The organism is Pseudomonas gingeri, assembly GCF_013385425.1.
GTDB lineage: Bacteria > Pseudomonadota > Gammaproteobacteria > Pseudomonadales > Pseudomonadaceae > Aquipseudomonas > Aquipseudomonas gingeri_D.
Genome location: NZ_JACAQA010000031.1, coordinates 54,237 through 81,096, shown reverse-complemented (window position 1 = coordinate 81,096; position 26,860 = coordinate 54,237). Strand labels below are relative to the sequence as shown.

Annotated in this window: 22 protein-coding genes, 1 tRNA gene and 1 pseudogene; 13 read left to right on the top strand and 11 right to left on the bottom strand. The window is 60.2% G+C overall.

Annotation, left to right across the window (positions count from 1 at the left end):
* Window positions 1–90: 90 nt before the first annotated feature.
* The 4 genes from HX830_RS27580 (at window position 91) to HX830_RS27565 (ending at window position 7,381) form a co-directional block, all read left to right on the top strand.
* A complete protein-coding gene (locus HX830_RS27580; protein WP_103497073.1) occupies window positions 91–1,896 on the top strand; it encodes a phenylacyl-CoA dehydrogenase in 1,806 nt (601 codons plus the stop codon).
* A gap of 228 nt (window positions 1,897–2,124) precedes the next feature.
* Complete coding sequence (locus HX830_RS27575; RefSeq protein ID WP_103497072.1) at window positions 2,125–3,417, top strand: GGDEF domain-containing protein; 1,293 nt, start codon at window positions 2,125–2,127, stop codon at window positions 3,415–3,417.
* A gap of 89 nt (window positions 3,418–3,506) precedes the next feature.
* A complete protein-coding gene (locus tag HX830_RS27570) occupies window positions 3,507–5,303 on the top strand; it encodes an acyl-CoA dehydrogenase C-terminal domain-containing protein (protein WP_177103839.1) in 1,797 nt (598 codons plus the stop codon).
* A gap of 299 nt (window positions 5,304–5,602) precedes the next feature.
* Window positions 5,603–7,381 carry an acyl-CoA dehydrogenase C-terminal domain-containing protein gene (locus HX830_RS27565; RefSeq protein WP_177103837.1) on the top strand — a complete coding sequence of 593 codons (1,779 nt, stop codon included), beginning with the start codon at window positions 5,603–5,605 and terminating at the stop codon, window positions 7,379–7,381.
* Between the two features lie 232 nt (window positions 7,382–7,613).
* Here the strand turns inward: HX830_RS27565 and HX830_RS27560 are convergent, their stop codons facing one another.
* Window positions 7,614–8,543 (bottom strand): LysR family transcriptional regulator, encoded by a 930-nt coding sequence (locus tag HX830_RS27560; protein WP_103497069.1) that lies wholly within the window; start codon window positions 8,541–8,543, stop codon window positions 7,614–7,616.
* Between the two features lie 101 nt (window positions 8,544–8,644).
* On the opposite strand from HX830_RS27560, the gene HX830_RS27555 reads away from it, so the two are divergent.
* From HX830_RS27555 to HX830_RS27540, 4 genes are all read left to right on the top strand, one after another.
* Window positions 8,645–9,343, top strand: coding sequence for an MOSC domain-containing protein (locus tag HX830_RS27555; protein ID WP_177103835.1), 699 nt, complete (start codon window positions 8,645–8,647; stop codon window positions 9,341–9,343).
* Window positions 9,340–10,617 (top strand): aspartate aminotransferase family protein, encoded by a 1,278-nt coding sequence (locus tag HX830_RS27550; RefSeq protein ID WP_177103833.1) that lies wholly within the window; start codon window positions 9,340–9,342, stop codon window positions 10,615–10,617. The genes HX830_RS27555 and HX830_RS27550 overlap by 4 nt, the downstream gene beginning before the upstream one ends.
* A 220-nt stretch (window positions 10,618–10,837) precedes the next feature.
* The gene (locus HX830_RS27545; protein WP_152741066.1) at window positions 10,838–11,203 is read left to right on the top strand and encodes a type II toxin-antitoxin system RelE/ParE family toxin; all 366 of its coding nucleotides are present in this window, start codon (window positions 10,838–10,840) and stop codon (window positions 11,201–11,203) included.
* Window positions 11,187–11,507, top strand: coding sequence for a helix-turn-helix domain-containing protein (locus HX830_RS27540; protein ID WP_103497065.1), 321 nt, complete (start codon window positions 11,187–11,189; stop codon window positions 11,505–11,507). Before HX830_RS27545 ends, HX830_RS27540 begins: the two co-directional genes overlap by 17 nt.
* On the opposite strand, the gene HX830_RS27535 is transcribed toward HX830_RS27540, so the two are convergent.
* The 4 genes from HX830_RS27535 to HX830_RS27520 form a co-directional block, all read right to left on the bottom strand.
* The gene (locus HX830_RS27535; RefSeq protein WP_152741064.1) at window positions 11,504–11,698 is read right to left on the bottom strand and encodes a hypothetical protein; all 195 of its coding nucleotides are present in this window, start codon (window positions 11,696–11,698) and stop codon (window positions 11,504–11,506) included. The two genes, HX830_RS27540 and HX830_RS27535, sit on opposite strands and share 4 nt — an antisense overlap.
* 48 nt (window positions 11,699–11,746) lie before the next feature.
* Window positions 11,747–12,541 carry a carbon-nitrogen hydrolase family protein gene (locus HX830_RS27530; RefSeq protein ID WP_177103831.1) on the bottom strand — a complete coding sequence of 265 codons (795 nt, stop codon included), beginning with the start codon at window positions 12,539–12,541 and terminating at the stop codon, window positions 11,747–11,749.
* Window positions 12,542–12,554: 13 nt separating this feature from the next.
* Window positions 12,555–14,237, bottom strand: a complete 1,683-nt coding sequence (locus tag HX830_RS27525; RefSeq protein ID WP_103497062.1) for a flavin monoamine oxidase family protein — start codon at window positions 14,235–14,237, stop codon at window positions 12,555–12,557.
* A gap of 265 nt (window positions 14,238–14,502) precedes the next feature.
* A complete protein-coding gene (locus tag HX830_RS27520) occupies window positions 14,503–14,964 on the bottom strand; it encodes an Lrp/AsnC family transcriptional regulator (protein WP_100938519.1) in 462 nt (153 codons plus the stop codon).
* 225 nt (window positions 14,965–15,189) lie between these two features.
* Between HX830_RS27520 and HX830_RS27515 the strand changes: the two genes are divergently transcribed.
* Complete coding sequence (locus HX830_RS27515) at window positions 15,190–15,603, top strand: type II toxin-antitoxin system RelE/ParE family toxin (RefSeq protein WP_177103829.1); 414 nt, start codon at window positions 15,190–15,192, stop codon at window positions 15,601–15,603.
* Window positions 15,596–15,901, top strand: a complete 306-nt coding sequence (locus HX830_RS27510; RefSeq protein WP_177103827.1) for an XRE family transcriptional regulator — start codon at window positions 15,596–15,598, stop codon at window positions 15,899–15,901. Before HX830_RS27515 ends, HX830_RS27510 begins: the two co-directional genes overlap by 8 nt.
* Window position 15,902: 1 nt before the next feature.
* Here HX830_RS27510 and HX830_RS27505 read toward each other — a convergent pair whose 3' ends face one another.
* Window positions 15,903–17,045: a Fic family protein gene (locus tag HX830_RS27505; RefSeq protein ID WP_177103825.1), complete on the bottom strand. Its 1,143-nt coding sequence runs from the start codon at window positions 17,043–17,045 to the stop codon at window positions 15,903–15,905.
* A gap of 197 nt (window positions 17,046–17,242) precedes the next feature.
* Between HX830_RS27505 and HX830_RS27500 the strand changes: the two genes are divergently transcribed.
* The 3 genes from HX830_RS27500 to HX830_RS27490 all read left to right on the top strand — a co-directional run bounded on the left by HX830_RS27500 (window position 17,243) and on the right by HX830_RS27490 (window position 18,602).
* The gene (locus HX830_RS27500; protein WP_152741058.1) at window positions 17,243–17,494 is read left to right on the top strand and encodes a helix-turn-helix transcriptional regulator; all 252 of its coding nucleotides are present in this window, start codon (window positions 17,243–17,245) and stop codon (window positions 17,492–17,494) included.
* Window positions 17,495–17,800: 306 nt separating this feature from the next.
* Complete coding sequence (locus tag HX830_RS27495; protein ID WP_177103823.1) at window positions 17,801–18,241, top strand: hypothetical protein; 441 nt, start codon at window positions 17,801–17,803, stop codon at window positions 18,239–18,241.
* 121 nt (window positions 18,242–18,362) lie between these two features.
* Complete coding sequence (locus HX830_RS27490; protein ID WP_152741057.1) at window positions 18,363–18,602, top strand: type II toxin-antitoxin system RelB/DinJ family antitoxin; 240 nt, start codon at window positions 18,363–18,365, stop codon at window positions 18,600–18,602.
* Between the two features lie 142 nt (window positions 18,603–18,744).
* On the opposite strand, the gene HX830_RS32660 is transcribed toward HX830_RS27490, so the two are convergent.
* The 5 genes and pseudogenes from HX830_RS32660 to rpoD form a co-directional block, all read right to left on the bottom strand.
* Window positions 18,745–19,449, bottom strand: coding sequence for a methyl-accepting chemotaxis protein (locus HX830_RS32660; RefSeq protein ID WP_442757374.1), 705 nt, complete (start codon window positions 19,447–19,449; stop codon window positions 18,745–18,747).
* 201 nt (window positions 19,450–19,650) lie between these two features.
* Window positions 19,651–20,559, bottom strand: a pseudogene (locus tag HX830_RS32655) (methyl-accepting chemotaxis protein); the annotation flags it as partial.
* Between the two features lie 452 nt (window positions 20,560–21,011).
* Window positions 21,012–21,088: transfer RNA gene (locus tag HX830_RS27480), tRNA-Ile, on the bottom strand.
* Between the two features lie 15 nt (window positions 21,089–21,103).
* Window positions 21,104–24,844, bottom strand: a complete 3,741-nt coding sequence (locus HX830_RS27475; protein WP_177103811.1) for a bifunctional diguanylate cyclase/phosphodiesterase — start codon at window positions 24,842–24,844, stop codon at window positions 21,104–21,106.
* 119 nt (window positions 24,845–24,963) lie between these two features.
* On the bottom strand, window positions 24,964–26,811 hold the full coding sequence (gene rpoD / locus HX830_RS27470; protein WP_177103809.1) for an RNA polymerase sigma factor RpoD: 1,848 nt from the start codon (window positions 26,809–26,811) through the stop codon (window positions 24,964–24,966).
* Window positions 26,812–26,860 lie beyond the last annotated feature (49 nt).

Below are 26,860 nucleotides of genomic sequence, written 5' to 3'. Positions count from 1 at the left end.
CGCAAACGTATGTTTCAAACAACCGTTTGACCGGCGTGGCAAATCGACGCGGTCGCTCATTCCAGGATTCATCAGCAGAGGTTTATCGCTATGCCTGACTACAAGGCCCCCTTGCGTGATATTCGCTTCGTCCGTGACGAGCTGCTCGGTTACGAAGCGCACTATCAGAGCCTGCCGGCATGCCAGGACGCTACCCCGGACATGGTTGACGCCATCCTCGAGGAAGGCGCCAAGTTTTGTGAGCAGGTACTGGCCCCGTTGAACCGGGTCGGCGATACCGAAGGTTGCACCTGGAGCGAGTCCGGCGTTAAGACGCCCACCGGTTTCAAGGAAGCCTACAAGCAGTTCGTCGAAGGCGGCTGGCCAAGCCTGGCCCACGACGTCGAACACGGCGGCCAGGGCCTGCCGGAGTCCCTGGGCCTGGCGGTCAGCGAAATGGTCGGCGAAGCCAACTGGTCGTGGGGCATGTACCCGGGCCTGTCCCATGGCGCGATGAACACCATTTCCGAACACGGTACCCCTGAGCAGCAAGAGGCCTACCTGACCAAGCTGGTCTCCGGCGAGTGGACCGGCACCATGTGCCTGACCGAACCGCACTGCGGGACCGACCTGGGCATGCTGCGGACCAAGGCCGAGCCTCAGGCCGACGGTTCCTACAAGGTCAGCGGCACCAAGATCTTCATCTCGGCCGGTGAGCACGACATGGCCGACAACATCGTCCATATCGTCCTGGCCCGCCTGCCGGATGCACCGGCCGGCACCAAGGGTATTTCGCTGTTCATCGTGCCCAAGTTCCTGCCGAACACCGACGGTAGCGTCGGTGAGCGCAATGCCGTTTCCTGCGGTTCCCTCGAACACAAGATGGGCATCCACGGCAACGCCACCTGCGTGATGAACTTCGACGCGGCCACCGGTTTCCTGATCGGCCCGCCGAACAAGGGCCTGAACTGCATGTTCACCTTCATGAACACCGCTCGCCTGGGGACCGCGCTGCAAGGCCTGGCCCACGCCGAGATCGGTTTCCAGGGTGGCCTGAAATATGCGCGCGAGCGTCTGCAGATGCGTTCCCTGACGGGCCCGAAAGCGCCGGACAAGGCCGCCGACCCGATCATCGTGCACCCTGACGTGCGTCGCATGCTGCTGACCATGAAGGCCTTCGCCGAAGGCAACCGGGCAATGGTCTACTTCACTGCCAAGCAGGTCGACATCGTCAAGTACGGCCAGGATGAAGAAGAGAAGAAGAAAGCCGACGCACTGCTGGCCTTCATGACCCCGATCGCCAAGGCGTTCATGACCGAAGTCGGCTTCGAAGCCGCCAACCATGGCGTGCAGATCTACGGCGGCCACGGCTTTATCGCCGAGTGGGGCATGGAGCAGAACGTTCGCGACAGCCGCATCTCCATGCTGTACGAAGGCACCACCGGTATCCAGGCCCTCGACCTGCTGGGTCGCAAGGTGCTGATGACCCAGGGCGAAGCGCTGAAGGGCTTCACCAAGATCGTCCACAAGTTCTGCCAGGCCAACGAAGGCAACGAAGCGGTCAGCGAGTTTGTCGCGCCGTTGGCGGCCATCAACAAGGAATGGGGCGAGCTGACGATGAAAGTCGGCATGGCCGCGATGAAGGACCGTGAAGAAGTCGGTGCCGCTTCGGTGGACTACCTGATGTACTCCGGTTATGCCTGCCTGGCTTACTTCTGGGCCGACATGGCGCGCCTGGCTGCCGAGAAACTGGCTGCCGGTACCAGCGAGGAAGGCTTCTACACCGCCAAGCTGCAGACCGCGCGTTTCTACTTCCAGCGCATCCTGCCGCGTACCCGCACTCACGTGGCAACCATGCTGTCGGGCGCGAACAACCTGATGGACATGAAAGAAGAGAACTTCAGCCTGGGCTACTAAGCCTCACTGAGCGTTCTGCAAAAGCCGCTTCGCCTTCGGGGGAAGCGGCTTTTTTGCGTGTGGCCCTTGGCGACGGGCGGAGAAAAAATTCCTGACTAAATCGCTAAGAAGAATCGCCGCGCTGCCGTTAAAGAGATGGCATTTGTGACTGATGTCACATTGCCGTACCTTAGGTTTTACAATACAGGCACAATGCCATTTATTGCGTTGCCGGTCGGAGCTTTACCCTTGCCGCGTTCTTCCACTGTCCATGCTGGTCATTTTTTACCCTCCCTCCTGTTGTTGCTTGCGGGGCTCGCGGCTGCCTACGTCAAGGAACTCAACGTCTTCTTCACCTCGCTGTTCAATGTGCTGCCGACTCTGGTGCTGTTGCTGGGCGGGTCCTACTGCGCGGTGTACCGACGTCAGCGCGAACTGTTCCTGATGGTGACGGTGTATATCGCCTATTTCCTGCTCTCCACCCAGACCGATTATTACCGCGATCACGGCAAGGTCCGCGAGGACGCCGCGGTGGTCTTCCACCTCTGTTGCCTGCTGCTGCCCCTGCTGTTTGGCGTTTACGCCGCCTGGGAGGAGCGCACGCACCTGTTCCAGGACATGGTCGCGCGGTTCGCCGTGCTGCTGGCGGTGGGCAGTGTGGCATTGGGCCTGGAGCAGAGTTATCCGCAGACCTTGCTCGACTGGCTGGCGGAAATCCGTTGGCCGGCGCTGCACGGGGACTGGATGAGCCTGATCCAGCTGTCCTATCCGGTGTTCTTCGCGTCCTTCCTGTTGCTCACGGTCCAGTACTGGCGCCACCCGCGACCGCTGCACGCGGCGCAACTGACCGGGCTGCTGGGGTTGTTCTGGATGTTGCCCAAGACCTTCATCCTGCCGTTCACCCTGAATATCATGTGCAGCCAGGTGATGTTGATGATTGCCGCGGCGGTGGCCCATGAGGCTTATCAGATGGCCTTCCGCGACGAGCTCACCGGCCTGCCGGGACGCCGCGCGTTGAACGAACGCATGCAGCGCCTGGGGCGCAACTATGTGCTGGCGATGACCGACGTCGACCACTTCAAGAAATTCAACGACACCCACGGTCACGACGTCGGCGACCAGGTGTTGCGCCTGGTGGCGAGCAAGCTGGCGAAGGTCAGCGGTGGCGGTCGTGCCTATCGCTATGGCGGTGAAGAGTTCGCGGTGGTGTTTGCCGGCAAGACGCTGGAAGAGTGCATGCCGCACCTGGAGGTCATTCGTGAAGTGATCGCCAACTACCATATCCAGTTGCGCAACCAGGACAATCGTCCCCAGGACGACCAGCAAGGTCGTCAACGCCGGGCCGGCAGTGGGGCGACCAGTGTCTCGGTGACTGTGAGTATTGGGGTCGCCGAGCGTCAGCCGGAGCAGCGCACCCCGGAAGAAGTGCTCAAGTCCGCCGACCAGGCGCTCTATGCCGCCAAGGGGGCGGGGCGTAACTGTGTGGTCGCGGCGGGGCAAAGTCGGCGCGGTGCGGTTCGCACGGGAGAAGCTGTCGGCTGAGTGATGGTGGAGCATTCAGCGGTTGGACGGTGATTGTCCGGGGGCGGGCAGGGCAGTAGGTTGGGGTATCTGCTGCCGGAGAAATGACCATGCCTGAGTACAAAGCCCCGCTACGGGATATGCGCTTTCTGATCGACCACGTTTTCGATTTCCACGCCCACTACCTCGCCCTCGGCGCCAACGATGCCAGCCCCGATATGGTCGGCGCGATCCTCGAAGAGGGTGCGAAGTTCTGCGAGCAGGTGCTGTCGCCGCTGAACCGCTCCGGGGATGAAGAAGGCTGCCATTTCGACAACGGCGTGGTGACCACGCCCAAGGGCTTCAAGCAGGCCTTTGCCCAGTATGTCGAAGGCGGCTGGCATGGCCTGGCGGCGGACCCGGCCTATGGCGGGCAAGGCCTGCCGTTGTCCCTGGGGTTGGTGATCAGCGAGATGATCGGCTCCAGCAATACTTCCTGGGGCATGTACCCGGGCCTGACCCACGGCGCCATGTCGGCGATCCATGCCCACGGCACCGAGGAACAGAAAAACACCTACCTGAGCAAACTGACCGAGGGTCGCTGGACCGGCACCATGTGCCTGACCGAGGCCCATTGCGGCACTGACCTGGGGCTTATCAAGACCCGCGCCGTGCCCCAGGCCGACGGCAGTTATGCCATCAGCGGCAGCAAGATCTTCATCTCCGCCGGCGAGCACGATATGAGCGAGAACATCGTGCATCTGGTGCTGGCCAAGCTGCCGGACGCGCCGGCGGGGACCAAGGGCATTTCCCTGTTTATCGTGCCCAAGTTCCTGGTCAATGCCGCCGGTGATGCGGGCGAGCGCAATGGTGTGCAATGCGGCTCCATCGAGCACAAGATGGGGATCAAGGCTTCCGCGACCTGCGTGCTGAACTTCGATGATGCCAAGGGCTATCTGATCGGCGAGGCCAACAAGGGCCTGAACTGCATGTTCACCATGATGAACCATGCCCGGCTCGGCACCGGGATGCAGGGCCTGTGCCTGGGCGAGAGCAGTTTCCAGGGCGCGGTCCGGTACGCCAACGATCGACTGCAGATGCGTTCGCTCACCGGTCCCAAGGCACCGGACAAGGCCGCCGACCCGATCATCGTCCATCCCGATGTGCGGCGCATGCTGCTGACCATGAAGGCTTTCAACGAAGGCAACCGGGCGCTGACCTACTTCACCGCACAGTGGCTGGATGTTGCCCATCTGGGTAGCGATGCGACCCAGCGCCAGGAGGCCGAGGACCTGCTGGCCTTCCTGACCCCGATCTGCAAGGCCTTTATGACCGAGACCGGTCTTGAGGTGACCAACCATGGGATGCAGGTGTTTGGTGGCCACGGCTTTATTCGTGAGTGGGGCATGGAGCAGTTGGTTCGTGATTGTCGGATTGCGCCGATCTATGAGGGTACCAACGGGATTCAGGCGCTGGATCTGCTGGGGCGCAAGGTGCTTGGCAGCCAGGGTAAGTTGCTGCGCGGCTTTACCAGGATCGTGCACCGGTTCTGTCTGGCGAATGCCGGGCATCCGCAGCTCAAGGGGTATGTGGCGCAGCTGGGGGAGTTGAACCAGCAGTGGGGTGAGCTGACGACTCAGGTCGGGATGGCGGCGATGAAGAACCCGGATGAAGTGGGGGCGGCGGCGTTGGATTATCTGATGTACAGCGGCTACATCATTCTTGCTTACCTCTGGCTGCGCATGGCGCTGGTGGCCCAGGCCCAGTTGGATGAGGGGAGCGGCGATGCCGAGTATTGCCAGGGCAAGCTGGCAACCTGCGAGTTCTACTTCAAGCGGCTGCTGCCGCGCACGACTGCCCATCGGGCGGCGGTGGAGGCGGGGAGTGAGTGTTTGATGCGTTTGCCGGCGGAGTTGTTTGCGCTGTAGCCGCCTTCGAGTACGCCTGAAGGCGTGTGGGTGCTCTTGAGGGCCTCTTCGCGGGCAAGCCCTGCTCCTACAGGTTTTGTGTTGTGCGCAGATATCGTGCCCACCGAAAAACTGTAGGAGCAGGGCTTGCCCGCGAAGGCGTCAGAACAGACACCTCATGTCTCGGATATGCGCGTGACTAAAAATAACAAAAAAGTCACGCATAGACCCTATGTGTCGTAAAAGTTGTTAGGGTAAACTCGAGCCATAGAAAATCGGCCCCATCCGGGGCCTATCGTTTAGATCCTGCGAGGTTTGCCATGGCTGACTACAAAGCGCCCCTGCGCGATATGCGCTTCGTCCTCAATGAAGTGTTCGAGGTCGCGAAACTCTGGGCTCAACTACCTGCCCTGGCCGAGACCGTCGACGCCGAAACCGTCGAAGCGATTCTCGAAGAGGCCGGCAAGGTCACCGCCAAGAGCATCGCGCCCCTGAGCCGTGGCGGCGATGAGGAAGGCTGCCGTTGGGACAACGGCGCGGTGTTCACGCCCGCCGGTTTCCCCCAGGCCTACCAGACCTACGCCGAAGGCGGTTGGGTCGGCGTCGGCGGTGATCCGGCCTTCGGCGGCATGGGCATGCCCAAGGCGGTGTCGGCCCAGGTCGAAGAAATGATCAACTCCTCCAGCCTCGCCTTCGGCCTGTACCCGATGCTGACGGCCGGTGCCTGTGTCTCGATCAACACCCACGCCAGCGAAGAGCTGAAAGCCACTTACCTGCCGAACATGTATTCGGGTGTCTGGGCCGGCTCCATGTGCCTGACCGAACCCCACGCCGGCACCGACCTGGGGATTATCCGCACCAAGGCCGAGCCCCAGGCGGACGGCTCCTACAAGGTCAGCGGCACCAAGATCTTTATCACCGGCGGCGAACACGACCTGACCGAGAACATCATTCACCTGGTGCTGGCCAAGCTGCCGGACGCCCCGGCCGGTCCCAAGGGCATCTCGCTGTTCCTGGTACCGAAGTTCATGGTCAATGCCGACGGCAGCCTCGGCGCCCGCAACCCGGTGAGCTGTGGTTCCATCGAACACAAGATGGGTATCCAGGCGTCCGCGACCTGCGTGATGAACTTCGACGAAGCCGTGGGTTACCTGATCGGCGAGCCGAACAAGGGCCTCGCGGCGATGTTCACCATGATGAACTACGAGCGCCTGGGGGTGGGCATCCAGGGCCTGGCATCGGGCGAGCGCTCGTACCAGAACGCGGTCGAGTACGCCCGTGATCGCCTGCAAAGCCGTTCGCCGACCGGGCCAAAGGCCAAGGACAAGGTGGCCGACCCGATCATCGTGCACCCCGATGTACGGCGCATGCTGTTGACCATGAAAGCGTCGAACGAGGGTGGCCGGGCATTTTCCACCTATGTGGCGATGCAGTTGGACACCGCCAAGTTCAGCGAAGACGCTACCACCCGCGAACGCGCGGATGGCCTGGTGGCCTTGCTGACCCCAGTGGCCAAGGCCTTCCTCACCGACCTCGGCCTGGAAACCACCGTGCACGGCCAGCAGGTGTTCGGCGGCCACGGCTATATCCGCGAGTGGGGACAGGAGCAGTTGGTGCGCGATGTGCGCATCACCCAGATCTACGAAGGCACCAACGGCATCCAGGCCCTGGACCTGGTGGGGCGCAAGATCGTCGGCAACGGCGGCGCCTATTACAAGTTGTTCGCCGAAGAGATTCGCCATTTCATCCAGACCGCCGACGCCGGGCTGGCCGAGTTCACCCAGCCGCTGGGCGCCGCGCTGGATAACCTCGATGACCTGACCGCCTGGGTCCTGGAGCGCGCCAAGACCAATCCAGACGAGATCGGTGCGGCATCTGTCGAATACCTGCAAGCCTTCGGTTACACCACCTATGCCTACATGTGGGCACTGATGGCCAAGGCGGCGTTGGGCAAGGAGAGTCAGGAGACGTTCTACGCGAGCAAAATGGGCACCGCGCGGTTCTATTTCGCACGTCTGTTGCCGCGTATTCACTCGCTGACAGCCTCGGTGAAAGCCGGGAGCGAGTCGTTGTTCCTACTGGATGCCGAGCAATTTTGATTCTTCGGATGCTATGTAAGCATTTACTTACATAACGCGCTGCTTTTTGCCCCTATCGCCAAATTGGATCCAGCGATAATCTTTGCAACAAGGACGTCGAGCAGGAAGCTCAAAAGCAACAACAGGGACACGTAGGATTCTGCCAGGACGGCGGAGTGAAAGGGATGTCAGGGAAACAGTCTGCAAAACCCCGCTTAGGCGGGGTTTTCTTTTGCCCGCGAAAAAGTAGCGGTCAGTTCAGCCCTTCTCGTACTGGCGGCGGATGCCCGCCCGGGCGGTTCGTCACCATCACGTCTTCGAGCAAGTTGCGCAACAACTCCAGTGTTGCCTGCTGGCGCTGCACATCGCGACATACCAGCCCGACTTTCAAGGCCACCCGCGGTTCGGTCAGCGGCTTCCACAGCAACAGGTCGTCGTCATGCTCATGCCGTGAGCGGCCCGGCAGCACCGTTGCCAATCGTGTGTGTGGCAGGCTGTCGAGGATGCCGGCCATATTGTTCAGCTCGGCCTGGACCTGAGGGCGTCGCCCCAGATTGGCCAGTTGCCCCTGCCAGATCTGGCGGATCTGGAATTCCTCACCGAGCAGCAACATCGGCAGTTCGGCGGCCTGGCTCAAGGAGACCTTCTTGAATTCGCGCAGTGGATGATCGCTCGGGATCACCAGTTGCAGCTCATCTTCGTACAACAGCACCCCATGCAAGCCAGGTTGGCGCGGCGGCAGATAGCTGATGCCGATATCCAGCGAACCATTGAGCAGGCGTCGCTCGATCTCCATGCCGGTCAATTCGTAGATCTGCACCACCAGGTGCGGTTGGGCCTTGCGCACCCGTTCCAGCATCTGCGGCACCAGGCTGGTGTGCACGGTCTGCAGCACGCCGATGGCCAGGGTGCGCAGGGCCTGGCCCTGGAAGTTGCGCAGGTCGTCCCGAGCCCGTTGCAGACCATCGAGCAGCGGTAGTGCGTGGTTGTAGAGCGTATGGGCGGCGAGGGTCGGCAGCAGGCGCTTGCTGCTGCGTTCGAACAGGCCCACATCGAGGTTGTGTTCGAGCTGGCGGATCTGCTGCGACAGGGCCGGTTGCGAGATCGACAGGCGTTCGGCGGCCCGGCCGACATGGCCTTCTTCATACACCGCGACGAAATAACGCAGTTGCTTGAAATCCATAAGCTGTACTTATCGAAAATGCTCGAAAAACGAAATGGCCGCGAGTGCCGGGGAAGCCTAGTCTAACCCCAATCACAAGGCTTACAGGGCCATAGAACGCGATGAATACTGTTTGCGTGGACGGTGTTTACATAGGCAAGGCAAAAAATCTCGGACAGGGTTTGCTCGGCGATACGGATAAACACCGGGTTGCCAACCGGCTCTGGTTGTGGCCACAGGGCCTGGGCAGCGACGAGCACGGCGATCCGCGCTTCCATACCGGGCCCGAGCGGGCGCTGCATCACTATCCCGCCGAGCATTACGCCTACTGGCGGCAACGTTATCCACAGCTCGATTGGGCGGCACCGGCCTTTGGCGAGAACGTGTCGACGCGGGGCCTGACCGAGGAGCAGGTCTGCCTGGGCGATCTGTTTCGCTGGGGCGGTGCGTTGTTGCAGGTCAGCCAGCCGCGCTCGGCCTGTTATCGCCTGAGTCGTCTCGGAACCTTGCCGGACCTGCCGCAAGAGGCCCAGGACACAGGGCGCTGCGGTTGGTTCTACCGGGTGCTCAAGTCGGGCTTTGTCAGCGCCGACCAACCGTTCGAACTGATTCAGCGCAGCTATCCCGGCTTGACCGTGGCCTGGGCGCTGCAGGCCTTCTTCCAGGAGCCCCTGGAACAGGCGGGCTTGAAGAGGCTGGTGGATTGTCCTGCGCTGTCTTCGCGCTGGCGCGACACGGCCATCAAGCGCCTGCGCAGCGGGCGAGTGGAAGACTGGTCGGCGCGGTTGCTCGGCCTGCCGCTGGAAGGTCTGCGCGCATGAACCTGTTCAGCTTACGTCGTACGCCGCCGAGTCTCGATGACCTGACGGCCGAGTACCGGCAAGTTTCCCGGCAAGACAGTGTCAGCCATGAATGCCTGATGCCGACTGTCGCGCGTCTCGCCCCGGTGTTCGTTCGTGGCCAGGGATCCTCGGTATGGGATACGCAGGGCCAGGCTTATCTGGATTTCAGCCAGGGTGGTGGGAGCAACAGTCTCGGTCACAGCCCCGGTGTTCTGGCCCGGGCCTTGTCCGACCAGGCCTACGGGTTGATCAACGTCGGGGCGGGGTTTCATAACCAAGGGCAACTGAATCTGGCCCAGCGACTGTGCGAGAGCACCAGCTGCGACCAGGTACATTTTTTCAATAGCGGCTCCGAAGCCTGCGACGGCGCGATCAAGCTGGCACGCAAGTGGGGGCAACTAAATCGCGGTGGTGCGTCTCGGATCATCTCGGTGAGCAACGCCTGTCACGGTAGTGGTTTCGGCGCCATGGCCGCGTCGGAGGCTTTTGACAATCGATTCGAGCCGCAACTGCCGGGCTTCAGCCAGGTGCCATTCAATGACTTGCCGGCCTTGCATGCCGCCGTGGATGCCAAGACCGTCGCGATCATGCTGGAACCGATCCAGAGTGCCGCCGGGGTGATTCCGGCGACCGGGCACTACCTCAAGGGGGTCGAACGGCTATGCCGTGAGTTGGGCATCCTGCTGATCCTGGATGAAGTGCAGACCGGCATGGGGCGCTGTGGCACCTTGCTGGTCGAACAGCAGTATGGCGTGAAGGCGGACATCGTCACCCTGGGCAAAGGCCTGGGCGGCGGCGTGCCGCTGGCCGCCCTGTTGGCGCGGGGCAAGGCTTGCTGCTTCGCACCCGGCGAAATCGGTGGCAGTCACCATGGCAATGCGATGATGTGCAGTGCCGGGCTGGCGGTGCTGGAGACGCTGCTCGCGGGTGATTTCCTCACACGGGTCCGCGAAACCGGGCAGTACCTGCGTGATGGGCTGACGCGCCTGGCCCAACGTTATGCACAGGGAGAGTTGCGCGGTACGGGCCTGCTCTGGGGCCTGACCCTGGGGGATGATTCGGCGGATGCGCTGCTCAAGGCGGCACTGCAGGAAGGGCTGCTGCTGGATGCGCCGAAAGCCGATTGCCTGCGTTTTTCACCGGCACTGAACGTCAGCAAGGGCGACATCGACGAGATGCTGTTGCGCCTGGCCCGCGCCTTTTCCCGAGTGCGGACCGCCCAGGTCCAGTGCCGCAAGGGCATTGCCGTCTGATATTGACTGGCGCCTTTTCCCCAACGAATTCAAGAACCGTCTCGCGGTATAACGCGTCGCCCTGTGCCTGACTCTTTTGGCACGGGGTGTTTTTTTGTGGGCGGCGTTCAGGGCGCACTGTTTACACAAGGACGCTCCTTCAGGAGTCCGACCAACGAGGTGTGTGACGGACTTGAATTTATATACCACTGAGTGGTATGTTTTTTGGAGAAGGATTTCCATGCCATATAGGTTTTTCAAAACTCGGCGCTTCAGCGTCGATGCGAGAAAGGCACTGATCACCGATGCAGCGCTAGTCGCGGCTATGAGGGAAGCCATTAGTGGTCAGGCGGACAATCTGGGCGGCGGTGTCTGGAAGAAGCGGCTCAACGAGAACCGTCATCGCTCCATTGTATTGGCGAGGGGGCGTTGTTACTGGGTCTTCCAGTTTCTGTTCGCCAAAAGCGATCAGAGCAATATCACGGCACAGGAGCTCAGTGCCTTCAAGGCGCTGGCCAAAGCCTATGAGGGACTCAGCGAGCAGCAGGTCCAACAGCTGGTGGAAATGAAAGAGTTTGTGGAGATAGGTCATGACCAAGACATTTAAAAGCGAGGCACTGGAATCGATTCATGAATCGGCCAGCGCGTTGCAGGCCATTGGGGCGATCAGCAAGGCGACCATGCGTGAGTTCGATGAGTCCTGCCTGGCGCAGGTCCCGGATGAAATCGCGCCGGAACAGATCAAGCAGCTGCGTGAGCGTAACCATGTCAGTCAGCCGGTTTTTGCCCGTTACCTGAACACCAGTGCCTCGACCGTGAAGCAGTGGGAGGCGGGCGACAAGCAACCCAGCGGCATGGCGCTCAAATTGTTGAGCATCGTGCAGAAATACGGCTTGCAGATATTGGCCTAACGTTCGCGGCGATTGCGTGAGCGGTCCTGGGCAAAGGTGCGCAGCCCACGGTGGGCGCTGGTTTGTCCGCGAATCAAACCGGCGCGATCGGCAGGTTCTGAGGGCGCTACGGGCGGCGGTGTTTGTGCTGGCTCCCCGGATTCGTTCGAGGACACCGGACCTTCGGAGTCGGGAGCGGTTGGCAGGGACATGGGCGTTTCCTTGGAAGAGGAACGCCCATTTTAGCGGATAACGCCCGCTCAGTCCTGGCTCAGGTCGGTATAGAGTGCCGGACGGCGGTCCAGCAGATAGCGGTTGCTGGCCCGTGAGGCCTGCATCAGCGAACGGTCCAGGGTGGCGACAATCAGGGTTTCATCCAGGCCGGCGCGGGCCAGGCGGCTGCCGTCCGGTGCGGCGATGCTGCTCTGGCCGCAGTACTGGATATCGCCCTCGTTCCCGCAGTAGTTGGCGTACGCCACAAAACACTGGTTCTCGAAGGCCCGGGCGCGAATGGTGACATCGGCGACGAAGTCGAACGGCACCATATTGGCGGTGGGCACCAGAATCACCTCGGCGCCGCTCAAGGCCAGGCGCCGGGTGTTTTCCGGGAACTCGACGTCGTAGCAGATCAACAGCCCGATCTTCCAATCTCCCAGTTCCACGACGGGGAAGTGGTCAGGCCCGGCGCTGAACATCGAATGATCCAGATCGCCGTAGAGGTGGGTCTTGCGATAGTTGCACAGGCTCTGGCCGTGGGCGTCGATCAACTGCACCGCGTTATAGATCTGGCCGTCCTCGGCACGCTCCGGGTAGCCGTAGACAATGGCCATGTTCGCCGCCCGGGCGAGGGCGGCAATATGCTGTGCGCTGGTGCCATCGCTAGCTTCGGCCAGGGCACCCACCGCTTCGGCGCCGATGTTGTAGCCGGTCAGGAACATTTCCGGGAGGACCAGCACATCCACGCCACGGGCCTCGACAGTCAGGCGCTGCAAGCGTTGCAGGTTGCCCGCGACATCCAGCGGTTGCGGCGGGCATTGATAGAGAGCGATCTGCACAGGCGCGTTCCTTTCAGTCGGCCAGGGCAATCGGGCCGATGTCCTTGAAGACATCGCCCGGTCCCGGGTTCTCGGCGTGGGTGCGTCCACCGAAGTGGTTCATGATGCCCCACACGGCATTGAGCGAAGTCTGTACCGCGCCTTCGACCCAGGCCGGCGTCCAGGATACATCGTCACCGGCAATGAAGATGCCGCGGTGTTCGGCGGGCATATCGGCCTGCATGAAGTGCGCGTACATCCGCTGGTTGTAGCGGTAGTGGCCGGGCAGGGCGCCTTTGAAGGCACCGAGGAAATGCGGGTCGGCTTCCCAGGACACGGTAATCGGATCGCCGATGATGCGCGCGGCGATATCCACTTTCGGGTAGATCTTCTTCAGCGCGTCCAGGGCCAGCTTCACCCGCTTTTCGATGGGTTGTGGAAGCATTTTCAGGGCGTCGCTCATCCATGAGTACGACAGGCAGATCACCCCGGGCTTGTCGTCACCGTTGTCGAACAGGTAAGTGCCACGGGTCAGGCGATCGGTGAGGGTCATGCTCATCAGGTCACGACCGGTTTGCGGATCCTTGTCCTTCCAGAACGGCCGGTCGACCATGACAAAGGTCTTCGAGGACTGCATGTAGCGTGTACGGTCCAGGGCCATCCACATCTTCTGGGAGAACAGCGACTCCTCGCATTCGATCTGGGTGGTCAGCAGCCAGCTCTGGCAGGTGACGAGGACGGCGGCGTACTGGCGGGTATCGCCCCAGTTGTCGGTGACCGCGAACTGACCGTCGGCATCGCGGGTAATACGTTTGACGCCGGTACGTGGCGCGCCGTGGTGCAGGCTGCTCAGGCTGGTGCCGGCCGGCCAATGGGCACACCGCTGCGGCACATGGCGCCAGATGCCCAGGGGGACTTGCTCCACACCGCCGACTACCAGGTGCTGGTGGTCGTCGCAGTTGGTCATCACCACGCGGAAGATTTCCAGCATCGAGTTGGGGAAGTCCGAGTCCCAGCCGCCGGTGCCGAAACCGACCTGGCCGAACACTTCGCGGTGCTGGAACGACAGCTTGGCGAAGGCCTTGGAGGTGGCGACGAAGTCGTAGAAGGTGCGGTCGTCCCACAGTGGCACCAAGGTGTTCCACAGTTCTTTCAGGCGCGGCACATCGCGGTCGCGAATGGCCTGCTGGATATCGCCGAAGCGCGAGCCGTCTTCCAGGGCGTCGGCCCAGGCGTCGGCGACTTCCTGGAACAGGGCGGGCAGGTCGGCGAGTTTCTCGGCGTAGTAGGTTTCGCCTTCGAGGTCGATCACCGTGCTGCCGGAGGCCGGGGTCAGCGGGTTGGGGAAGGGTTTGGTCTCGAGGCCGAGCTTGTCGACGTAGTGGTAGAACGCCGTGGACGAGACCGGGAAACGCATGCCGCCGAGTTCGGCGATGATGCCTTCGGCGCCTTCAAAGGCCTGGGAGCGCAGGCGTCCGCCCATTTTCGAGGCTTCGTAGACGACCGGCTTGAGGCCCAGTTTCATCAGTTCGTAAGCGGCCACCAGCCCGGCGATCCCGGCACCGACAATCGCCACTTCCGCCCCATGGTTTTCCGCCGGGATGCTGCCCAGTCCGGCTGGGTGCTCGATCCAGTCATCGAAGGCGAAAGGAAAGTCCGGGCCAAAGATGGTGATGGGTTTTTTACCGTCGGCAGGATGGCGATTGTTCTTGTTCATGGCTGACCTTGCTGGCGACTCGGGCCGGGCGGTGTGTCCGGCTGGAGTATAGATAGGAAAAGACTGAGGCCATTGTAGGGAGCGGGGAGTGCGTTAATAAGACGCAAAGTGTCGTCGTTTTGATTCTATATAATGCTTTATGACGAACTATTACTTCAAATCGACGCGATCCTGTAGGAGCTGGCTTGCCGGCGATAGCGTCCGACTAGGCGGTGCAAGACTCACTGGCCCCATCGCCGGCAAGCCAGCTCCCACAAGGACGGTGTTAAACCGGCTGCCCCCGATCCACCTTGCTACTGAGAATGATCGAGGTAGTGGTCTTCTCCACCCCTTCAACGCTTCCGATCTGGTCGAGCAACTGGTCCAGCTGTTCCGGCGAATCGCTGCGCAGCCAGGCCACATAGTCAAACTCGCCGCTTACAGCACAGAGCTGCTGGATCTGCGCCATGGCACTGAGCCGCCGCACCACATCCTTGCCCGAGCGCGGCTGGACCGTGATCCCGACATAGGCCTGCAAACCACCATCGACCACCCGCTGACCCAGTCGCACGCCATAACCGGTAATGACCTTGGCCTTTTCCAGACGTGCCAGCCGCGAGGTGACCGTGGTGCGCGCGATCCCCAACTGCCGAGCCAGCATCGCCACGCTTTCACGGGCATTGATCTGCAGGGCGGAAATCAACTGGCGGTCGATTTCATCGAGGGCGGGAGGGCGGGTGTCGGACAAGGTCGGGCTCCGGTGAAGGGTGTTGAAGACCTCACATGTTACAGATTCGGATGCATGGGCGGGATTCGAAGCGTTCGTGCCAGTGGTGCGCAGGCTGGAGCGCCCTATGAATAGGCCGGACTGATCGCTCGCACGACGAGGAGCCGGGAGAGAACGTCAAGATGGGGCCCGGCTCTGGCCTTATTGTTTCTCATTGTTTGCCTCTATTGCCTCAGGTCAAAAGCCATGAAAAATTCCTTGGGGGTTATATTCCTTGGGTGGCATACTTTGAGCGCGAACTGGGAAATTGAATACACCGATGAATTTGAGTGTTGGTGGGATCGCTTGACTGAATCCGAGCAAGATTCTGTCGAGGTGACGGTCATGTTGCTGGGCGACCTCGGTCCACACCTGGGTTTTCCTCACAGCAGCCACATCAAAGGCTCACGTTATGGGCATTTGCGCGAGTTGCGAATACAGCATGGAGGAAGGCCTTATCGCGTGATGTACGTATTCGACCCGCGCCGTTGTGCCATTTTGCTATTGGGGGGCGACAAGACGGGTCAGGACCGCTGGTACGAAGAAAACATCCCCAAGGCCGAACGGCTGTACGACGAGCATCTGGATACCTTGAGAAAAGAGGGTTTTGACAATGGCTAAGAAATTCGCCGATTTGGTGGCACGGCGCTCGCCTGAATCGCGCGTGCGTGTCGATGCCATGTACCAACAACTGCGTGCTGAAATGCCGTTACATGAGCTTCGTCAGGCGCAACAGCTAAGTCAGGATGCCTTGGCCAAGGCATTGCACATCAATCAAGCCGCCGTTTCCAAGATGGAGCGGCGCACGGACATGTACATCAGCACGTTGCGCAATTACATCCATGCCATGGGTGGTGAATTGGAGATCATCGCAACCTTTCCCGAGGGGCAGGTCAAGATCGATAACTTCGCCGGTTGAATCAGGTGGGAGCGCCGCGCAAGCTGGGAATCTGATAGCGGGTACTGCGTCCGCCCCCGGGAAGTCGGTAGAGGCAACCTTTCTCCAGAAGATCCGCCAGATGGCGGGTCGCGGTCGCCTTACTGACTTTGGTGACTGCCTGGTATTGCGCAGCATTGATACCATCCTCGAAACCTCCCTCACTGCCATCGAGCAGCCTGTTGATAACTTTGAGTTGTTCCGGCGAGAGTTGAAGATGGCGGTGCTGCTGCCAATACCTTGCTTTGACCAGCACCCGGTCGATGTTGGACTGGGCCTGTTCCAGGCTGCGCAACAGGGTTTTCAGGAACCATTGCAGCCAGGGGGTGATATCCAGCGAGTCTTTCTGGCTGGACTCGAGTATTTCGTAATAGCCCTTCCGGTCTTCGAGAATGCTCGCGGACATCGCATAGAACCGAATCGCCTGTTGTTCGCCCTGGGCCAGTGCCAGATCAGTGAGGGTACGGGTCAGGCGACCATTGCCATCATCGAATGGATGCAAGGTCACGAACCAGAAATGCGCGACTCCGGCACGCAATAGTGGGTCGAGTGCCGTATCTGCCTGACTGGCGTTGAACCAGTGGATAAACGCCATCAGCTCTTCGTCGAGCCCGGCCCGCGGTGGTGCCTCGAAATGCACGACAGGTCGATCCAGACGTCCGGAGACCACCTGCATCGGCTCGTTGCCGCGCAGCATACCGATACGGATTTTCGGCGCCAGAGGGCTTTCATCGGCCTGGAACAGCAGCGAGTGCCAATACAGCAGGCGCTCAAGGCTCAACGGCGATTGGTGGTGTTGCGTTGCGTCCAACAGCAGTTCCGCCAGGCCCTCGCTACGTGGGCTGGCGGATTGGTCGGCGCTCAGTCCGAGGCGTCTTGCCAGTGAGGACCTGACAGAGCCGACATTCAACGGCTCTCCTTCGATGGCCGATGATGTGATGATGTTTTGCAGCAAGGCATCCAGTTCGTTCTGCGCATTGCTGTCCTCGCCGATGGCAGCGGCCATGCCGAGCAAGCGTCCCTGGGCGTGTCCGCATTCCAGCAGCAGCGGCGTCAGGGCCTTTTCCTGCCAGGTGAAATGAGGCCAGTCGGGCTGTTGCCAGATCCAGTGAGGCAGATCGTTCATAGAGGACTCCGCATGAGCGTGAGCCGAATAAAAGGCTTATTCGGCTCATTTTGTGAGCCGATTGTGCGATTTATTCGGCTCATCGTCTAGCTGGGAGACGCTTGCAGGCTGCACTTGGGTTGAGCTGCATAACTGCTTTGATTTTTCAGAGGTTCGGTATACGTTACATTTAATATAGTTTGTCGCGTATACAGAACATGGATTATGCCCTTATCACAACGCGTCTTGGCGAGCAGGTCCGGCAGCGTCGTCTGAGTCGCGGGTTGACTCAAGCCCGACTCGCTACCTTGGCTGGCATCACCCGACAGAAGGTCATCGCCATCGAGAAGGGTGATCTGTCAGTGGGTATGGTCGCCTATGCGCGAGCCCTGGGTGCTTTGGACTGTGAGTTCGCCGTGGTGCCGGCGGTAATGCCCACGCTGGATGAAATCGAGGGAGTGTTCGACTGATCCTTGAAGAGCATACATTTGCACACGTTTTTCAAGTTGCTCCAACCAAGTACTGAAACTACATTTTGACCATCGCTGCAAAATCAGCGATGCGGACTGGACACCCGTGGTTTATTTAGGATTAATCGCACAATGCCGTGAGAGCGGTATCGTTGTGCCTGCGTTATGGCGGGCTGTGCGTGGGACACTTTGTGTGTGCCGGGTCCTAATCCCCCGGTTTGTCCACCCGCGTACAGTTCGCCACCTTTTCACTGGACAAGAGAAAATTGGCGAACTCCTCCAAGTAATTCGGAAGGAGTTTTACTCGTGGTCAAGAAAATTACCCCCGATCCGCCCGCGGAGTCCAAAGATTCCAAACCAGATGACGGAAGTGCTCTCCATGGCATTGTCGATGGCTCCAACGGTTCAGTAAAATCGGCTTCGCTTCATACAGCCCGTTTGCTTGATACCCTCGCTTTGACCGTATCCAAAACCATCGATCATACGGACCCTCTCAAACCCTCGATTTTTGCCATCCAACCAGGCGTCAATGCTCAGGAGGCGCTGATCTACGTCTCGAAATTGCTCGAAGCCGCCGAACTGAACGGTGACGAAATCAGTTTGCACACGAATCCAGTAGAGCGGTCTCTGTTCTGGGGCATGCTCCACTCGGTAGAAATGGCGCGTGCTGTGGTGGATGCTCTGCTTGAGGGATCGTCTTCAGCTCATCGCGCATCACCCACATTAGATGACCAACCATTTGATTGAAGTGACGCATGCTGCGATTGGGTTTCTGATCCGCAGGCTGAACGGACATCTTACGGGTTTGTAAAAAAGGGCCCTTTTACCTCACTGCAATGGCAAGTGTCATTACAGTGAGGAGCATCCCATGGCATTCATCAACGTCCGCATTGACGACGACCTCAAAGCACGTGCTTACCATGAGCTGGAAAAACTTGGTGTCACGCCTTCCGAGCTGATGCGTCAAGCCTTGCAGTACGTGGCCGAGCGCGGCCAACTGCCGTTCAAGCCGATTCTGATGACTGAGGAAGATGAAGCTTTGCTCGCCACGGTGCGCGAGCGATTGGCAGCTCCCCAGCAAGTGAAGGTTTCACTGGAGGAGCTATAGCCCTGAATTCGATGCGCGGGCGTTAAAGGAGTGGCACAACCAGCGGGAATACCGTGCGCTAGCAACTCAAGAAGACGCTGGCTACGGTCGTGCTCAATCCGCACATTGACGCCAATCGTCTGAATGTGTTTTTCACGTGTTCTCAAATGCGGAATTGGCTGACCATTTCCTGCAACTCGTGGCCCAATCTTGCCAGTTCGACGCTGGACGCAGCTGTTTCCTCGCTGGCACTCGCGGTTTGCTCGGAGATGTCGCGCACGTTGAGCAAGCTGCGATGGATCTCTTCGGCCACGGCGCTCTGCTCCTCGGCAGAGGAGGAAATCTGTTGGTTCATCGATTGGATCGTCGACACCGTGCGGGTGATGCTTTCCAGCGATGTCACGGCGCGACGGGTCAATGCGACGCTGTTGTCCGTCAGGACACGACTGCTTTCCATGACCGCCGAGACTTTCTGGGTACCGCTTTGCAGGCCGGCGATCAGCCCTTCGATTTCTTCGGTGGATTTTTGCGTGCGCTGGGCCAGGCTTCGGACTTCGTCGGCTACGACCGCAAAGCCGCGTCCGGCCTCACCGGCTCGCGCGGCTTCAATGGCCGCATTGAGTGCCAGCAGGTTGGTTTGTTCAGCCACTGCTTTGATCACGTCGAGCACGCCGCCGATTTTTTCGCTTTCCAACTCCAGAAGGTTCATCGCTTCGGTGGAGTTGCCGACTTCGATGGCCAGTAATTCGATTTGATCGATCGCTTCACCGACCACTTTTTCACCGGCGCGCGCTTCTGTATCCGCGGCGGCGGCGGCGTTTGAAGCTTCTTCGGTATTGCGTGCCACTTCTTGTACGGTGGCGGCCATTTCGTTCATGGCGGTCGCGACCTGATCCGTCTCGACTCTTTGGCTGTTCACATTCGCGCTGGTCTGCTCGGTAACAGCGGACAACTCTTCCGCCGCGCTGGCAATCTGGGTGACGCCCAGGCTGATGCCTTCGATCAGCTTGCGCAGGCTCACCGTCATGTATTGCATGCTGCGCTGCAATTGGCCCAGCTCGTCACGTCGCGCGGTCTTGATGTCGTGGCTGAGATCCCCGCCCGCGATACGCTCCGCGACTTTCAGGGTTTCCAGCAGCGGATGGACGATCTGCCCGGTGATAAACCAGGCCGCGAGGATGCCCAGCGCCAATGCCAGCAGTGTGCTGATCGTCAGCAATTGACGGGCACTTCCTGCCTCGCTATCCCGTGTCTGGCTCTGGTTGTCTATGAGCTTCTGGCTAAGGTCTTCAAGGCTGACACCTAACGCCGCCATCTGATCGAGCGTTTCCAGGCTGGTGTGTACTTGCGCGGCATAGTTCTGCACATCCTGGCGGTACTGTTGCAGCACGTGTTCCGCCTGCGTCAGGATGCCTTGTTGTTGAGGGGCGGCGGCGCGAACCTTGAGCAGTTCGCTCGTGATCTGGTCGATACTGGCCAGGGCGCCTTGCTCTTTGCTCGGATCATTGCTGTAGATGAAACCGTACACCACGATGCGCGCCTGCTGGATATGGACGGCGAGCAAGCTAGTGGCTTGAAACTGGCTTAGACGCAGATGTTCGTCTTGCCCTTCAACCGCTGGGGCGTTAACGAGATCCTGGGTGGCTTCATTGAGCGCGTCGGTGATTTGCGTTGCGCTCTGTACCAACTTCGCGAGCGAGGCTTCACGCTCTTTGAAGGTTTGCTCAAGCGTGTTGAAGTGGGTCCGATAGTCCTCGACGATGCGGCCTTGCTCCTCGATAAGTTGCAGGTCTGCCGGAATACTCAGTGCGCCACTCAGGGACCGCTGATGCTCCTGGATACGGTCCAGTACGAGTGACACGGCTGCGCTGTTCTGTTCGTTGCGATCAGCCAGGTAGCGTAGGCGTTTGGCGCGCAAATCGTTGGTCAGGGAACTCAAGGTGCCGATGGCACTGATCTTGTTGCTGCGTTCGATCATGTTGGCGGTGCTGTGCCAGCCGGTCAGTGCGATCAGCAAGGTCATCAATAGCAGCAGGCCAAAGCCCAAGGCAAGCTTGGCATTGACACTGATATTACTCAGCGCCTGACTCAAACGTCTGAACATGGTCTTTCCTTAAAGTGCTGCGAACATGCTGCCACAGGCCGTGTTTGGTTGAAGCGGGGCAATATAAGCCATACCCGGGGGAACTGCAGGGTGTATGGGGAGCGACTTTAGTCGGCTAGGCAGATCGCGGTTTTGCTCGCACCGCCGGTTCCGTTTGCATTTTGCATCTGGGGTCCTGCGTGTCACCGCCAATGTAAAACTGACCTCCTAGGGGGCTGTTTTGGGCCGGCGTGCCGTATTCTTTCAGGGGGGGGGGGGCAGTTTCCGAGCTGGAAAATTCGCTTTGCCAAAAATGCAAAAGCCCCGCATTGCGGGGCTTTCAAAGGTGGTGGGCCCACACGGACTTGAACCGTGGACCAAAGGATTATGAGTCCTCTGCTCTAACCAACTGAGCTATAGGCCCTCAGTAGGCCGCGAATTATAGCGATGGTTTCTCGCGGGGGCTATCCGAAAACTCCGAAAGCCTCATATGAAGGAAGGCCGCGGCGAATTCTTCGGCCTGTAGCGGCAGGCTGACGATGTAACCCTGGATCTGTTCGCAGCCCTCGACGGCCAGGAAATCCTGCTGTGCCTGGTTCTCCACACCCTCGGCAATCACCGTAAATTGCATGCTGCGACCCAAGGCGATGATGGCGCGCACAATAGCGGCATCATGGGGATCGTCCGGTAAACCACGTACGAACGACTGGTCAATTTTCAACACATCCAACGGCAGGCGCTTGAGGTAGCTCAGTGACGAGTAGCCGGTGCCGAAGTCATCAATGGCCAATTGCACCCCCAGGTGCTTGAGCTGGTGCAGAACCTCCAGGGCCTCCTCGGCCTGGCTCATGATGAAGTTTTCGGTGATCTCCAACTGCAGGCAGCCGGGCTCAAGCCGGTAATCCCTGAGCAATTGCTCGATCCGTGCCAGCAGGTTCGGTTGGCGCAACTGCGCGCCAGCGAGGTTGACCGAGAGCGGGCCGAAGTCTCCGTGGGTCCTGTTCCAACGCTGCATCTGCCGGCAGGCGCGCTCCAGCACCCAGTCGCCAATCTGCAGGATCATGCCGTTTTCTTCGGCCAGCGGAATGAAATGCTCCGGTGGTACCTCGCCCAGGGTCGGATGCTGCCAGCGAATCAAGGCCTCGGCCCCCACCAGTTGACCGCCGTGGAGACTGATCTTGGGTTGGTAGAGCAGTTGCAGTTCCTGGCGCTCGATGGCCCGGCGCAGTTCGTGCTCCAGGGCCACGCGTTCACTGGCCTGGGCCGTGAGGTCGCGGGTATAGCTTTCGACCCGGTTACGGCCCTTGGCCTTGGAGCGGTACATCGCCGCATCGGCGTTCTTGATCAGGGTGGCGACGTCATTGCCGTCCTTGGGATAGAGGCTGGTGCCGATGCTGGCACTGATGAAAAACTCGTGTTCACCCGCCTGGAACGGCGCGCCGAAGCAACCTAGCAGCTTGTTGGCCAGGTGCGTGGCGTCGCTGGCCTGGTGCAGGCCCGGCAGCAGGATGATGAACTCGTCGCCGCCCAGTCGGGCCACGGTGTCGACGTCGCGCAGTTGCTCCTTGAGCCTGACGGCGATGCCCTTGAGCAACAGGTCGCCAACCGGATGGCCGAGGCTGTCGTTGATATGTTTGAAACGGTCGAGGTCGAGAAACAGCACCGCCCCCTGGCCGCCGTTTTCGGCCTGGCTGTTCAGGGCGGCCAACAGGCGGCTTTCGAACAGGGTGCGGTTGGGCAGGCCGGTCAGCGGGTCGTGGTGGGCCTGGTAGTCCAGGCGCGCCTGGGCATGTTTCAGGCTGGAGATGTCGGCGAACACGGCGACGAAGTGGGTGATGACGTTCTCGCGGTTACGCACGGCACTGATGGTCAGCCAGCTAGGATAGAGCTCGCCGTTCTTGCGCCGGTTGCAGATCTCGCCCTGCCAATGACCTTCGGCGGTCAACTGGTGCCACATGGCCGCATAGAAGGCGCTGTCATGCTGGCCGGAGGCAAGCAGGCGCGGGGTGTGGCCCAGGGCTTCGGTTTCGCTGTAGCCGGTGATTTCGCTGAAGGCCCGATTGACCGCGCTGATGTGTTGCTGGATATCGGTGATCAGTACGCCTTCAGCGGTGCTTTCGAAGACGGTGGCGGCCTGTTGCAGCTTTTCCTGCATGACGTGGCGTTCGGTGATGTCCCGGGCGATGGTCAGCATGCAATCCTCTCCGCCGATCGGCAGCGGCCGGCTGGACACTTCGCACAGGCGGATCTGCCCATCGTTGCGGCGGATATGGCAGCTGAAATCACGGACGAAACCATCGCGCCTCATCAGTTCGAGCATGTGTTTGCGTTCGTTCAGGTTGACCCAGATGCCCAGCTCCAGGGTCGATCGATCCAGCGAGGTGGCACTGTTGTAGCCGGTGAGGTGGCTGAAACCTTCATTGACTTCCAGCAGCAGGCCGTCGCTTTGCCGGCTCAACAGCAAACCGTCGGGGGAGGCGTGGAAGGCCTTGGCGAACTTTTCTTCGGAGGTTTGCAGTTGTTGTTGGGTTTGCTTGAGCTGGCTGATGTCCCTGACCACCACCACCAGGGCCGGCGTGGTGTCGAGTTCGAAGGGCTCGGCGGAGATCAGTCCGGTGAACATTTGGCCATTGCTGCGCCTGAAGGGCATCTCCAGGTTACGGATACTGCCGCCCCTTAACCGCTCCAGCAGTCCCGAGCCGACACCGTCGATGCCCCAGATATTGAGCTCGGTAGCGGTATGCCCGATCACCTCCCGGGCGCTCATGCCGATCTGTTCCTCGAAGGCGGTGTTGACTTCCAGCAGGTGGCCGTCGGACAGGCGGGCGATCACCAGGATGTCCGGGCATTGCTGGAAGACCGAGGCGAATTTCTGTTCGGACAGGCGCAACGCCTCTTCGGTCCGTTTGGTTTCGCTGATGTCGATCATCAGGCCACGGATAAGCGGCTCACTGTCGTGTTCGATCAGGCTGACCAGGTCGCGGACCCAGAGCGTGCGACCGTCGGCGCTGATCACCCGGTAGTCGAGCGTGTGGTCGCGGCCCTCGATGATCTCCTTGTCGCAGAAGGTCTGGGCACGGGTCAGGTCGGCAGGGTGGGTGATGCTGCGCCAGAAGCCGGGAATCAGCCAATGGGCCAGCGGATAACCGAGCAAGGCTTCGGCGTGGGGCGAGACGTAGGTGTAGGTGAAGTCCATGCGCGCTTCCCAGGCGATGGCCGATAGGCTCTCCACCAGGCCGCGGTAATGGTATTCGCTGCTGCGTAGTTCCTGCTCGAGGGCCACGCGCTGGGATATTTCCGAGCTCAGGCGGCGGTTGATGCGAATGACCGCGGCCAGTATGGCGATCAGCAGCAGGACACAGGGCAAGCCGTAGAGCAGTAGATCGGCCCAGATGGAGCGACTGGTCAGGACGTTGCCCACCCAGCGGTTCTGGATCGTCTCCTTTTCGGCGACGGTCATGTCGGCCATAACCTTGTCGAGAATCCCCACGAGGACTTTCTGTTCCTTGGGCACGGCCATCGCCAACTGGTAGCGATAGGGCGTTTCACCGCTGACGTAGAGCCCTTCGAGCTTGAGCTGGTTCAGGCTCCAGACACTGGAGGCGAGATCGCCGATGACCGCATCGACCTCATCGGTGGCCAGGGCCAGCAGGGCCGAGCTGATATTGGGCATGGGGACGAGGTTGAGGTCCGGATGATGGCTGCGCAATAGCTCGTGGGGTGCGTAGTTCTCCACCACGGCGATTTTCAGGCCATAGAGTTCTTTCATGTCATGGGGGTTGGCGCCGCCTTCATGGGCCAGGATGACAATCGGAAAATCCAGGTAAGGGCGGGTAAAGGACAGATAGGCTTGTCGTTCCGGGGTCGACATGATGCCGGGCAGCAGGTCGATCTGGCCGGCCTTCGCCTGTTCCAGCACCTCAGTCCAATTCACCGGCTCGATGGGGTTGAGCGTGATGTTCAGGCGGTTTTCGATCAGGTGAACGTAATCGCTCGTCAGTCCCTGGTAAGCGCCATTTTCGCCCCTGAACTCAAAGGGCGGCCATGAGGCATCCACACCCAGGCGCAATTGCGGGTGGGCTTTCAGCCAGTCACGTTCATCATCGGTAAGATTCAACGCGCCAGCCGTAGCGGTCCAGGTAAGCAGCAAAAACAGAAGCAGGGCCGACAGTCTGGGCATAACGGTCTCGTTATGGCTCGGAGGAATGATTCGAGTGTAGACGGGCAGCGCACGGACGGCGGGCAGAGAGAAGGGAAACTGCAGAAAGCAAAACCCCCGGCGAGCCGGGGGTTTTGGTCTTACTCGTCGAGGAAGGAGCGCAAATGCTCGCTTCGCGTCGGGTGGCGCAGCTTGCGCAACGCCTTGGCTTCGATCTGGCGAATCCGCTCACGGGTAACGTCGAACTGCTTACCGACTTCCTCAAGGGTGTGGTCGGTATTCATGTCGATGCCGAAACGCATGCGCAGAACCTTGGCTTCACGGGCAGTGAGGCCGGAGAGTACTTCGCGTGTCGCTTCTTTAAGGCTCTCAACGGTAGCGACATCGATTGGCGACTGCATGGTCGAGTCTTCGATGAAGTCACCCAGATGGGAGTCTTCGTCATCACCGATCGGGGTTTCCATGGAGATCGGCTCTTTAGCGATCTTCAATACCTTGCGGATCTTGTCCTCAGGCATTTCCATGCGTTCGCCCAGCTCTTCCGGGGTCGGTTCGCGACCCATTTCCTGCAACATCTGCCGGGAAATGCGGTTGAGCTTGTTGATCGTCTCGATCATGTGCACCGGAATACGGATGGTGCGGGCCTGGTCGGCGATCGAGCGAGTGATCGCCTGACGGATCCACCAGGTGGCATAAGTCGAGAATTTGTAGCCGCGACGGTATTCGAATTTGTCCACGGCCTTCATCAGGCCGATGTTGCCTTCCTGGATCAGGTCGAGGAACTGCAAACCGCGGTTGGTGTACTTCTTGGCGATGGAGATCACCAGACGCAAGTTCGCTTCAACCATCTCTTTCTTCGCGCGGCGGGCCTTGGCCTCGCCGATCGACATGCGACGGTTGATGTCCTTGATCTCGGCAATCGTCAGGCCGGTTTCGGTCTCGAGCGCGGTCAGCTTCTGCTGGCAGCGAACGATATCGGCCTGTACGCGACCAATGGCTTCGGCGTATTTGCTCTTGCCCTTGGCCAGTGCATCGGTCCAGCTTTCGTCGACTTCGTTGCCCGGGAACTGGCGCAGGAAGTCGGCACGCGGCATGCGGGCATCACGCACGCACAGCTGCATGATGGCGCGTTCCTGCTGACGCAGGCGATCCAGGGCACCACGAACACGCTCGACCAGGCCTTCGAATTGCTTCGGTACCAGTTTGATCGGCATGAACAGCTCGGCCAGGGCCAACAGTTCGGCTATCGCCGCCTTGTTGTTGCGACCGTGCTTTTTCAGGGCCTTGCGGGTGATCTCCATTTGCTCGGCCACGGCGCCGAAGCGCTGTGCGGCAATGATCGGATCGGGACCGCTTTCGGCTTCTTCTTCGTCGTCGCTGGCTTCGGCTTCTTCGTCGTCCGTGTCGTCGTCGGCTTTAACAGCCTTGGCGTCGACAGGCGGCGGTACTTCGGCGGCCGGCGGCGCAATGCCGTCGTCCGGGTCGATGTAGCCGCTCAGGACGTCGGACAGCCGACCGCCTTCGCTGGTAACACGATCGTATTCGCTGAGGATGTGATCAACCGTGCCAGGGAAGTGCGCGATTGCGCCCATCACTTCACGGATGCCTTCCTCGATACGCTTGGCGATTTCGATTTCGCCTTCACGTGTGAGCAGCTCTACCGTACCCATTTCGCGCATGTACATGCGCACCGGGTCAGTAGTGCGACCGATGTCGGTTTCCACGGCCGCCAACGCAGCCGCTGCTTCTTCGGCAGCGGCTTCGTCGGTATCGGCTTCGGCCAACAAAAGGGCATCCGCATCCGGAGCACTCTCGAATACGTTGATCCCCATGTCGTTGATCATGCGGATGATGTCTTCCACCTGTTCCGGATCTGAAATATCCTCCGGCAGGTGGTCGTTGACCTCGGCGTAAGTCAGGTAACCCTGCTCACGACCACGGCTGATCAACTCTTTGAGGCGAGACTGCTGTTGCGCTTTTCCGGACATAACACCCTATCCACTGAAGGTCTTGGCGGGCAAAAAACAAGCCGAGGAT